At 66.2% G+C, this 11,350-nt stretch carries 9 protein-coding genes; 5 read left to right on the top strand and 4 right to left on the bottom strand.

All coding sequences use genetic code 11. The annotated features are described in order from the left end of the window. The first annotated feature begins 171 nt into the window (after positions 1–171). A complete protein-coding gene (locus ACR9YP_RS28090) occupies positions 172–1,089 on the top strand; it encodes an SDR family NAD(P)-dependent oxidoreductase (RefSeq protein ID WP_474217640.1) in 918 nt (305 codons plus the stop codon). Next, positions 1,086–2,324 (top strand): BaiN/RdsA family NAD(P)/FAD-dependent oxidoreductase, encoded by a 1,239-nt coding sequence (locus ACR9YP_RS28085; RefSeq protein ID WP_438110795.1) that lies wholly within the window; start codon positions 1,086–1,088, stop codon positions 2,322–2,324. The genes ACR9YP_RS28090 and ACR9YP_RS28085 overlap by 4 nt, the downstream gene beginning before the upstream one ends. Positions 2,325–2,414: 90 nt before the next feature. Here ACR9YP_RS28085 and ACR9YP_RS28080 read toward each other — a convergent pair whose 3' ends face one another. The 3 genes from ACR9YP_RS28080 to ACR9YP_RS28070 are packed head-to-tail and all read right to left on the bottom strand — an operon-like array spanning position 2,415 to position 5,809. Beyond that, entirely contained in the window at positions 2,415–3,494 is a 1,080-nt protein-coding gene (locus ACR9YP_RS28080; protein ID WP_474217638.1) for a D-TA family PLP-dependent enzyme, read from the bottom strand. Positions 3,495–3,497: 3 nt separating this feature from the next. After that, the gene (locus tag ACR9YP_RS28075; protein ID WP_474217636.1) at positions 3,498–5,315 is read right to left on the bottom strand and encodes an ABC-F family ATP-binding cassette domain-containing protein; all 1,818 of its coding nucleotides are present in this window, start codon (positions 5,313–5,315) and stop codon (positions 3,498–3,500) included. A 2-nt stretch (positions 5,316–5,317) separates the two neighbouring features. Next, positions 5,318–5,809: a YaiI/YqxD family protein gene (locus ACR9YP_RS28070; protein WP_474217635.1), complete on the bottom strand. Its 492-nt coding sequence runs from the start codon at positions 5,807–5,809 to the stop codon at positions 5,318–5,320. 105 nt (positions 5,810–5,914) lie between these two features. On the opposite strand from ACR9YP_RS28070, the gene ACR9YP_RS28065 reads away from it, so the two are divergent. Continuing rightward, positions 5,915–6,715 carry a hypothetical protein gene (locus ACR9YP_RS28065; RefSeq protein ID WP_438108982.1) on the top strand — a complete coding sequence of 267 codons (801 nt, stop codon included), beginning with the start codon at positions 5,915–5,917 and terminating at the stop codon, positions 6,713–6,715. 181 nt (positions 6,716–6,896) lie between these two features. Here ACR9YP_RS28065 and ACR9YP_RS28060 read toward each other — a convergent pair whose 3' ends face one another. Continuing rightward, positions 6,897–9,269 (bottom strand): xanthine dehydrogenase family protein molybdopterin-binding subunit, encoded by a 2,373-nt coding sequence (locus ACR9YP_RS28060; protein ID WP_474217633.1) that lies wholly within the window; start codon positions 9,267–9,269, stop codon positions 6,897–6,899. 209 nt (positions 9,270–9,478) lie between these two features. Here ACR9YP_RS28060 and ACR9YP_RS28055 point away from each other — a divergent pair, with 209 nt between their 5' ends. Together ACR9YP_RS28055 and ACR9YP_RS28050 are read left to right on the top strand one after the other, a co-directional pair. Continuing rightward, positions 9,479–10,549, top strand: coding sequence for a Ppx/GppA phosphatase family protein (locus ACR9YP_RS28055; RefSeq protein ID WP_438108979.1), 1,071 nt, complete (start codon positions 9,479–9,481; stop codon positions 10,547–10,549). Position 10,550: 1 nt separating this feature from the next. Continuing rightward, positions 10,551–11,237 carry an RlmE family RNA methyltransferase gene (locus ACR9YP_RS28050; RefSeq protein WP_438108977.1) on the top strand — a complete coding sequence of 229 codons (687 nt, stop codon included), beginning with the start codon at positions 10,551–10,553 and terminating at the stop codon, positions 11,235–11,237. Positions 11,238–11,350 lie beyond the last annotated feature (113 nt).

Here is an 11,350-nt window from a genome sequence, read left to right as displayed (position 1 = left end):
CAGAGCGGGGTTTCACCCTCTCCCCTTGTGGGAGAGGGTGCCTCGCGGAACGCGAGGCGGGTGAGGGGTCTCTCTCCGCGAGCGCATCTGTAGAGAGAGACCCCTCATCCGGCGCTTCGCGCCACCTTCTCCCACAAGGGGAGAAGGGAAGAAGAATAGAGACCCTTACTCATGGCAATCAGGTTCGACGGACGCGTCGCCATCGTCACCGGCGCGGGCAATGGTCTGGGTCGCGCGCATGCGTTGGGATTGGCCAGCCGCGGCGCCAAGGTCGTGGTCAACGATTTCGGCGGCGCGCGTGACGGCACCGGCGGCTCGCTGTCGCCGGCCGAGGCCGTGGTCGAGGAGATCCGCAAAGCCGGCGGCACCGCGATGGCCGACGGCGCCGACGTCTCCAACTTCGAGCAGGTCACCGCCATGGTCGAGCGCGCCACCAAGGAGTGGGGCAGCGTCGATCTCTTGTGCGCCAATGCCGGCATCCTGCGCGACAAGTCGTTTGGCAAGATGGAAGCGGCCGATTTCCAGAAGGTGCTCGACGTGCATCTCGTCGGCACCTTCTATTGCTGCAAGGCGGCCTGGGCCGGCATGCGCGACCGCAATTACGGCCGCATCGTGCTGACGACGTCATCCTCCGGCCTCTACGGCAATTTCGGCCAGGCCAATTACGGCGCGGCGAAATCAGGCATGGTCGGCCTGATGAACGTGCTGGCCGAGGAAGGCCGCAAGAACGACATTCGCGTCAACATCATCTCGCCGACGGCGGCGACCCGCATGACCGAAGAGCTGCTGCCGCCGCAGGCGCTGCAACTGATGAAGCCGAACGCGATCACGCCCGCGGTCGAGTACATGCTGAGCGAGGATGCGCCGACCCGCACCATCATGGGCGCCGGCGCCGGCTCCTTCGCGGTGATCAAGATCTTGGAGAGCGAAGGCATCAACCTGCCGGAGCCCGAATGGACGCCGGACGCGGTCGCCGCGCATTTTGCCGAGATCAGCGACATGTCGAAGGCCAAGGCGCTGACGGGGGCGTTCGAGCAGACGCAGAAGTACGTGGCGCAGGCCGCGGCGCGGGCGGGGGTAAAGCTCTGACAGCCGTCGCCGTCATCGGCGCCGGTCCCGCCGGGCTGATGGCGGCGGAGGTGCTGGCGCAGGGCGGCGCCCGGGTCACCGTCTATGACGCGATGCCGTCCGCCGGCCGCAAGTTTCTGATGGCCGGCCGCGGCGGGCTCAATCTCACCCACAGCGAGCCGCTGCCGCAGTTCATGGCGCACTATCGCGCCGCGGCGCCGAAGCTGAAGGGTGCCATCGACGCCTTTCCGCCCGACGCGCTGCGCACCTGGAGCGAGGCGCTGGGCGAGCCGACTTTCGTCGGCAGCAGCGGGCGGGTGTTCCCGAAGGCGTTCAAGGCCTCGCCCTTGCTGCGCGCTTGGCTTCGGCGCCTTGATGCTGCCGGGGTGCGGTTCGCCTTTCGTCATCGCTGGACCGGTTGGGATGGCGAGGGGCGGCTCCGGTTTCAAACGCGCCATGGAACGGCTGTCATCGCTGCCAAAGCGACAGTGCTGGCGCTCGGCGGCGCAAGCTGGCCGCGGCTTGGCTCCGATGGCGGCTGGACGACAATTCTGGCGGACAAAGGCATCGCGATATCGCCGCTACGGCCTGCCAATTGCGGCTTCATCGTCGCCTGGTCCGATGTCTTTCGGTCCCGCTTCGAAGGGCAGCCGCTCAAAGGGATTGCGCTAAACTTCGGTCCGCACAGCCTGCGCGGCGAGGCAATCATCACGCGGGCCGGCATCGAAGGCGGGGCGATCTATGCGCTGTCGGCCGAATTGCGTGAGGCGATCGCGGCGAATGGCGAGGCGGTGCTGCACGTCGCCTTGCGCCCGGATGTCGGTGAGGCCGAACTCGTCGAGCGCCTGTCCGCCTCGCGCGGCAAACAGTCGTTCTCCAACTTCCTGCGCAAGGCTGCGCAGCTCTCGCCCATCGCCGTTGGGTTGTTGCAGGAGGCCGCAGCTGGCGCCGGCCAATCGCTGTCGGCAATGCCGCCCCAACGATTGGCCGAGCTCATCAACGCCGTGCCGATCAAGCTCACCGGCGTGGCGGCAATCGCGCGTGCGATCTCCAGTGCTGGCGGCATCTCTTTCGACGAACTCGACGCGGATTACATGATCCGCAAGCTGCCCGGCGTGTTCGCCGCCGGCGAGATGCTGGACTGGGAAGCGCCGACCGGCGGCTATCTGCTGCAGGCCTCGTTTGCGACCGGCGGGGCCGCGGGCAGGGGCGTGCTGAAATGGCTCGCTAGCTCACCATCGTCATTGCGAGCGTAGCGAAGCAATCCAGAATTCATCCGCGGAGGTAGTCTGGATTGCTTCGTCGCAAGAGCTCCTCGCAATGACGGCTGTGGGAGCAGCGCGCCCCTACCGCAGCTTCCCCCGTGCCGCGACCGGCAGCGTGCCGATGATCTCCTCGCCGCGCACCATCACGACCTCGTCCATCATGTTGACGACGACGCAGACATGGTTCGGCACGATGCGGACGACGTCGCCGACATTGGGGCGCGTGTTGCTGCGGGAGAGGTCGAGGAAGCCGTGCTCCTCGGCAAAGCGCGCGATCTTCGCCTCGGGATGCTCCAGGATCAGGCCGTGGCCGTCGAGCCCGCCGGTGTCCGAGGTCAGCGTCTTCGAGCCGGCATCGAGGATGCCGCGCTCGGGCGCGGCGCGGCTCACCACCGTCGAATAGATGTGCAGAGCGCAATCGTCCCAGCTGGCGACGCCGGCGGCGACCTGCATGCGGTCGTTGTAGATATAGGTGCCGAAGCGGTGTTCGGTGCCGCCCTTGAGCTTGCCGAGGTTCTTCAGGTTCGGCGTGCCGCCGGTCGAGACGATTTTCGCTTCGAGCCCATGCGCGCGCACGCCGGCCAGCGCCTCGTCGTAAAACTTCTGTGCGTCAGCCCAGCCCGTTTCGGTCGGGTAGAGCATGAAGCCGGCGAATTGCAGCCCCTTGGATGCCGCGATCTCGCGCGCCAGCGCAACCGCTTCGGCGGGCGTCTCGACGCCGGCGCGCTTGCGGCCGGTGTCGCATTCGACCACGACCGAGAGTGGGCGGCCTGATGCGGCGGCGGCCTTGGGCAGCCCTGCAACGACGGTCGAATTATCAGCGGCGACCGTCATGTTCGCCTTCGCCTGGAGCGCGCCGAGCCGCGCCATCTTCTCGTCGCCGAGCAGATTGTAGCTGATCAGGATGTCGTCGATGCCGGCATTGGCCATGATCTCGGCCTCGCCGAGCTTCTGGCAGGTGATGCCTTTCGCCCCCGCCGCGACCTGCATTTTCGCGATGGTCGGATTTTTGTGCGTCTTGATGTGGGGACGGTTGGCGATTCCGGCGTCGTCGCACGCCTTCTGGATGCGCGCGATGTTGCGCTCGACCCTGTCCATGTCGATGACGGCGCAGGGGGTGCCGTATTCGCGGGCGATTTTAGCAGCGAGGGGAGTGGTCATAATTTAAGCCTGTTCAATCTCTTCGCGGAGCATTTCCAGTTCGAGCCAGCGCTCTTCGGCGGCAGACAGCTCTTCATGCGCCTTGGCGATAGCGGCTGAGGTGTCGTCAAACGTCTTGCGATCCCTGGCGTAGAGGTTGTGATCGTCGAGCACGTGCTGCAGTTTTGCAATGTCGGCCTGCAACGTCTCGATCTTCTTCGGCAGCGTTTCCAGCGCGTGCTTCTCGTTGAAGCTCAGGCGCCGTTTTGATGCAGGAGCGGGAGCAACAGCGCGCTCCTCTTTTTTCTCCGCCGGTGTCTGCGCCTGCGCCTTCGCCGTGTCGCGCTTCAGGTCCGCGCCGCGTTGCGCCAGCATGTCGCTGTAACCGCCGGCATATTCGATCCATTTGCCGTTGCCCTCAGGCGCGATCACGGAGGTGACGACGCGATCGAGGAAGTCGCGGTCATGGCTGATCAGGATCACCGTGCCCTCGTAATCGCCGAGCATCTCCTCGAGCACGTCGAGCGTATCGAGGTCGAGATCGTTGGTCGGTTCGTCCAGCACCAAGAGATTCGAGGGTTTTGCCAGCGCGCGGGCCAGCATCAGTCGGCCGCGCTCACCGCCGGAGAGCACCTCCAGCGGCGTGCCGCGCTGCTCCTGCGCGAACAGGAAGTCCTTCATGTAGCCAACGACATGCTTCGGCTTGCCGCCGACCATGATTTGGTCGCCGCGGCCGCCGGTGAGCGCTTCGGCTAGCGTCGATTTGGGATCGAGGCTCTCGCGGTGCTGGTCGAGCGTGGCCATTTCCAGATTGGCCCCAAGCCGCACGGTGCCGGTATCAGGCTGCGCGCCGCCGGTCAGCAGATTGACCAGCGTGGTCTTGCCGGCGCCGTTCGGCCCGATGACGCCGAGCCGGTCGCCGCGCTGGATGCGGGTTGAAAAATTCTCGACGATGTTGCGCTCGCCATAAGCCTTGGTGATGCCCTTGGCCTCGATCACCAGCTTGCCGGATTGCTCCGCTTCCGCCGCTGCGAGATTGGCGCTGCCGGCGGTGCCGCGATAATTGCGGCGCTGGTCGCGCAGGGCATGCAGATTGGCGAGGCGCTTGACGTTGCGCTTGCGCCGGCCGGAGACGCCGTGGCGCAGCCAATGCTCCTCGTCGACGATCTTGCGGTCGAGCTTGTGCTGGTCGCGCTCTTCCTCCGCCAGCACCTCGTCGCGCCAGCTCTCGAACGAGGCAAAGCCGCGGTCGATCTGCTTGATCTTGCCGCGATCGAGCCAGGCGGTGGAGCGCGACAGATTGGTGAGGAAGCGGCGGTCGTGGCTGATTAGCACCAGCGCACTGCGCCGGCTGTCGAGCTCCTGTTCCAGCCACTCGATGGTGGAGAGATCGAGATGGTTGGTCGGCTCGTCCAGCAGCAGGATGTCGGGCGAGGGCGCCAGCACGCGGGCGAGCGCCGCGCGGCGGGCCTCGCCGCCGGAGAGATTATGCGGATTCTCCTCGCCGGTGAGGCCAAGCTGCTCCAAGAGATAACGCGCCTGGTGCTGGTCGTCGCCGGGCGCAAGCCCCGCCTCGACATAGGCGAGCGTGGTCTTGAGTTCGCCGAAATCCGGCTCCTGCGGCAGATAACGGACCGTGGCGCCGGGCTGCACGAAGCGCGTGCCGCCATCGGGCTCGATGAGGCCCGCTGCGATCTTCAGCAGCGTCGATTTGCCCGAGCCGTTGCGGCCGATCAGACAGACGCGCTCGCTTGGTGCGACATTGAGTTCGACACCGCTCAGCAGCGGCGTACCGCCAAAGGTCAGCCTGATGTCTTTCAGTTGGATCAGCGGCGGCGCCATGGTCAGCTCTGGCTCGTTGCGGCCGCGTCAGTGCGGCGGCGCTGGATCCGGCGCAGGGTCTGGTCGAGGGCCGAGAGGAATGCGGAACGGTCGCGCGGCGCGAACGAGCGCGGGCCGCCGGTGACTTCGCCGGCCGAACGCAGATCCGTCATCAGGTTGCGCACCGCCAGCGTCATCCCGATCGACTCTTCCGTGAACGGTTTTCCGTTCGGCGCGATCACGTCGGCACCTGCTTTCACGCAGCGGCTGGCCAGCGGAATGTCTGATGTCACGACGACGTCGCCGGGCCGGGCGCGCTCCGCGATCCAGTCGTCGGCTGCATCCATGCCGGTGCCGGCCGCGATACGCTCGATCAGCGGGTCCTGCGGCACGCGGATGAAATTGCCGGCGACGACGCTCACGGGCACGCCATGGCGGAGCGCGACGCGGTAGATTTCGTCCTTCACCGGACAGGCGTCGGCGTCGACATAGATGCGGGTGGGGGTGTCAGTCATTGGCCGCGTGGTACCCCATTCGGGCCGCAAAGGCGAGGGGATTGACCGGTGTTCCCTGGGGCCTACGATCGCTCTGAAACAATGAGAACACAGGGAAGGCGACCCATGCCGAACCGGCTCGAAACCTATCGCGTCGAGGCCTACAACACCGCAAAACAGTCCGAGAACAAGATGCATGACGACACGGTGGCGCGCCGTTTCGGCTTCGAGGGCGGGCTGGTGCCGGGCGTCGATGTGTTCGCCTACATGATGCACGTGCCGTTGGCGCGCTGGGGTCGCGATTTCTTGTCGCGCGGGCTGGTCGAGGCGCGGTTCATCAAACCGGTCTATGACGGCGAGAGCGCCGATGTCGACGCCACCGAGCACAATGGCCTGCTCACGATCGAAGTATTCAGCCGCACTGAGCTGTGCGCGACCGGAACGGCCTCGCTGCCGGCGGCCCCGCCTGCGGTGTCGTTGAGCGACTATGTCGCGGTCCCCGCGGTTGCCGAGCGCAAGCCGGTCAGCCCGACGACGTTCGAGATCGGCAAGTGGTTCGGCACGACGCCGCGCCGCTGGGCGGGACAGGATGCGACCGATTATCTCGCGGATATCAGGGAGACCGATCCGATCTTCGCGCGCGAGGGCCTGGGCCATCCCGGCCTGATCCAGCGGGTGATGAACCGCGTGCTGGTTGACAACACCATCCTCGGCCCGTGGATCCACGTCGGCAGCCGCATGCAGCTCTTGTCAGCCGCACGCATCGGTGACGAGATCACCGCGCGGGCAAAAGTCACCGAGAACTACGAGAAGAAAGGCCACCGCTTCGTCGAGCTCGACGCGCTCGTCGTTGCCAACGGCACGACGCCACTCGCGCACTGCCAGCACACCGCGATCTACCAGCCACGTGAGCAGGCGGCGGCGTAATGGAGAAGGCAAGCCTGTCACCACAAAACGCGGTGTCATGCCCCGGCTTGACCGGGGCATCCAGTACGCCGCGACCCATCCGTGAGCAACTGCTGCCTCGGAGTACTGGATCGCCCGATCAAGTCGGGCGATGACAGTTGTGCGTGTGGCGGCGGCGAGTGATCGTCTGCGAAAGAGGCCCTTACGCCGCCTTGGCCTTCGCCTCCTGGATCGCGCGCCATACCCGCTCCGGGGTCAGCGGCATGTCGATGTGCTTGATGCCGTAGTCGGAGAGCGCATCGAGCACCGCATTCACTACCGTCGACAGGCTGCCGGCGCAGCCGGCTTCGCCGCAGCCCTTGCTGCCGAGCGGATTGGTCGTCGCCGGCATCGGGTGATCGCCGACCGTCATGTTTGGCACGTCCTCTGCGCGCGGCAGGGCATAGTCCATCAGCGAGCCCGTGATCGGCTGGCCGCTCTCGTCGTAGCGGACGTGCTCCATCAGCGCCTGGCCGATGCCCTGGACGACGCCGCCATGGAGCTGGCCCGCGACCAGCATCGGATTGATCACCGTGCCGAAATCGTTGACCGCGCTGTAGCGCACGATCTGCACCACGCCGGTCTCCGGATCGATCTCGACCTCGGCGACGTGGCAGCCGTTCGGGAACGCCGAGGGTACCGGCTCGCTGGTGTGGTCGACGTCGAGGCTGTCGGGCACGCCCTCCGGCGTCTTGCTGTCATGCAGCTTCCTGGCGAGCTCCATGATGTCGATGCTGCGGTCGGTGCCGGCGATGGTGAAGCTGCCGTCAGCGAACTCGATGTCGGCTTCGGATGCTTCCAGCATGTGCGCGGCTGCGCGCTTGCCCTTCTCGATCACAAGCTTGGCGGCGCCCACGATCGCCATGCCGCTCGCGGTGATTGAGCGCGAACCGCCGGTGCCGCTGCCGGTGTGGACGATGTCGCTGTCGCCCTGGACGAGCTTGACGCGCTCGAAGGGAACGCCGAGCTGATCGCACAGCACCTGCGCGAACGGGGTGGCATGGCCCTGGCCGTAGTCGAGCGTGCCGGTGATGAGCTGCACGCTGCCGTCAGCATCGAACACGATCTTGCCGAGCTCCGGGCTCGGCGGTGCGGTGACCTCGAGATAGGAGCCGACCGCGATGCCGCGCAGCTTGCCGGCCTTCTTGCTCTCCTTCTTGCGCTTGGAGAAATTCTCGTGGTCGGAGATCTCGAGCGCCTTGTTGAACACGGCCTGGAAGTCGCCGCTGTCATAGGTCACGCCGGAGGAGGCCGGGAACGGCATCTGGTTCGGCTTGATGAAGTTGCGCTTGCGCAAGGTCAGCCGGTTGATGCCCATCTCGGCGGCGGCGCGGTCGATCAGCCGCTCCATGTAATAGTTCGCCTCGGGCCGGCCGGCGCCGCGATAGGCGCCCATCAGCGTGGTGTTGGTCAGCACTGTCTTGATGTCGACCGCCATCAGCGGCGTGCGATAGACGCTGGAAAAGTTCTTGCCGGTGTTCAGCGAGAGCGGCCCCGGCGCAACGCCGGTGATGTAAGCGCCGAGATTGCCGTAGCCGGACAGCTTCGCCGCGAGGAAATGCCCCTCGGCATCGAGCGCGAGCTCGGCGTGGATTTTTTGCGCACGGCCGTGGCTGTCGGAGAGGAAGCTGGTGGAGCGCTCGTCCAGCCATTTCACCGGCCGACCCAGCGCCTTCGCCCCGTACAGGATGCACATGTATTCGGGATAGTTGATGTTCTTCATGCCGAAGGAGCCGCCGACATTGGCGGTGAGGATGCGCACCTTCTCGTTCGGCACTTTCAGGTTCTTGGCGAGGTTGGCGCGGTTGCCGGCGACGCCCTGCGTCGGCACCTGAAGCGTGTAGCGCTCGGTCGTCTTGTCGTAGGAGGCAAGGCCCACGCGCGGCTCCATCGAGACCACGGCGACGCGGGTGTTCTCGATGTCGATCTTGGTGACATGGGCGGCGCTGGCAAACGCCGCGTTCACCTTCTCCATGTCGCCATAGTGGTAGTCGAGCGCGACGTTATCAGGGATATGGTCATAGAGCTGCGGCGCGCCGGGCTTGGCCGCTTCCTCAGGGTCGGTCACTGCCGGCAGTGGCTCGACGTCGACCTCGACGGCTTCGGCCGCATCGCGCGCCTGCGCCAGCGTCTCTGCCACCACGAAAGCGACGGGATCACCGACGAAGCGGACCTTGTCGGTCGCCAGCGGCTGACGGTTGGTCTGGAGCAGGGGCGAGCCGTCGCGGCTCTTCAGCGGCAGGCCGCAGGTGAAGGGGCCGTAGCCGGCCGCATCGAGATCCGTGCCGGTCCACACCCCCAGCACGCCTGGCATCGCCTTGGCGGTGTCAATGCCGATGCCGCGGATGATGCCATGGGCGTGAGTGGAACGGACGATCACGGCATAGGCCTGGCCGGGTAGGTTGAAATCGTCGGTGTAGCGGCCCTTGCCGCGCACCAGTGTGTCGTCCTCCTTGCGGCGGACGGGCTGCCCGACGCCATATTTTTGCAGTGCAATAGCGTTTTCGAGCGTGGACGATTTGGTGTGTTCTTGCATGGGAAAGACCTGAAAAGCCGGTATTTGCGCATTTTCGCGGCAGCGGGGGACCGGACCCCCCTCAGATAACCCACGCCCCCGTTCACGACAACGCACGAATGGACATGGTCCCATGTGATGCGATGTTGCGCAGACCTGCCGCGCTGCTAATGTTTCAGGCGAAAAAGCAATTCCAGATCGGCCCAACGGGCCGCGGAAAGACAGTTTGTATGAATGACCACACGCGGCTCCGCGATGGCCACGGGCTGCACGGTGAGCTGGAGGGGGCGATGGCGGCGGTGGCATTGGCCACTGGACCGGTCGTCCCCGCACAGTCGGGAACCGGCGTCTATGCGGCGCTGGACCTCGGCACCAACAATTGCCGGCTCCTGATCGCCTGTCCGACCCACGACGGCTTTCGCGTGGTCGATTCCTTCTCGCGCATCATCCGGCTCGGCGAGGGCGTCTCGGCGACGGGCTGCATCAGCGATGCCGCGATCGAGCGCGCCGTCGCCGCGCTCAGCATCTGCCGTGACAAGATCAATCTGCGCAAGGCGCGGCGGCTGCGGCTGATCGCGACCGAAGCCTGTCGCGCGGCCTCGAATGCGGAAGGTTTCCGCAGCCGCGTCGCGGCCGAGACCGGCATCGAGCTCGAGGTGATCGACCGCGAGACCGAGGCGGCGCTCGCCGTACTCGGCTGTTCGCCGCTGGTCGATCCCAGGGGGCGCGGCGCGATCCTGTTCGACATCGGCGGCGGCTCGACCGAACTGGTGCGGATCGAGCGCGATCCCACAAATCCGGAGCCGCGGATCCGGGCCTGGATGTCGATCCCGTTCGGCGTGGTCACGCTTGCCGAGCAGTTCGGCGGCCGCGACGTCACGCCGGAAATCTATGCCGCGATGGAGCGCGAGGTCGCCAATCACGTCGCGCCGTTCGCGGCAGAGCACGGCCGCGATCTCACCGACATGCATCTGCTCGGCACCTCCGGCACGGTGACGACGCTTGCCGGCATCCATCTCAACCTCGCGCGCTATGATCGCCGCCGCATCGACAGCATCTGGATGAACGATGCCGACATCACCGCGACCACGAACAAGCTGCTCGGCATGAGCTACGAGGAGCGCGCCGGCAACAATTGCATCAGCGTCGAGCGCGCCGACCTCGTGCTGGCCGGCTGCGCCATCCTCGATGCGATCAGGCACGCCTTCCCGCTACCGCGCCTGCGCGTCGCCGATCGCGGCCTGCGCGAGGGCATGCTGGTCGAGATGATGCGCGAGGACGGCGCGCTCAGGAGCTGGTGAGATGGCGAAAGACACCACCGGCCGCTTGCACGTCCAGGTCAAGACCGGCGGCAAGCGCAAGCTCTCGTCCAAGCTGTGGCTGGAGCGGCAGCTCAACGATCCCTATGTCGCCAAGGCCAAGGCGGCGGGCTATCGCTCGCGCGCGGCGTTCAAGCTCCTGGAGATGGACGACAAGTTTCGTCTTCTGAAGCCCGGCATGGCCGTGGTCGATCTTGGCGCCGCGCCCGGCGGCTGGAGCCAGATCGCGGCCAAGCGCGTCGGCTCTACCGAAGGCAAGGGCAAGGTCGTCGCGATCGACCTGCTGGAGATGCCCGAAATTCCCGGCGTCGATTTCGCGCAGCTCGATTTCATGGACAATGACGCGCCCGAGAAGCTCACCGCGATGCTGGGTGGCGGCGCCGACGTCGTAATGTCCGACATGGCCGCCAACACCACCGGCCACCGCAAGACCGACCAACTCCGCATCGTTGGCCTTGTCGAGACCGCGGCCGCGTTCGCCTGCGACGTGCTCAAGCCCGGCGGCACGTTCCTCGCCAAGACGTTCCAGAGCGGCGCCGACGCCGACCTGCTCGCCCAGCTCAAGCGCGATTTTGCCACCGTGCGCCATGTCAAGCCCGCCGCGAGCCGGCAGGATTCCTCGGAACGCTACGTGCTGGCGACGGGGTTTCGGGGCGAGGCGAAGGCATAACCACAAGCTCTGTCATTCCGGGGCGCCTCGCAGAGGCGAGCCCGGAATCCATTTCTCCGCGTATTCCTGCGGCAAAGTGGATTCCGCGTTCGATGCTCCGCATCGCCCCGGGG

The organism is Bradyrhizobium sp. BR14999, assembly GCF_056106085.1.
The sequence above is the reverse complement of the archived record's forward strand: the minus strand, read 5'-3'. Positions and strand labels throughout refer to the sequence as shown.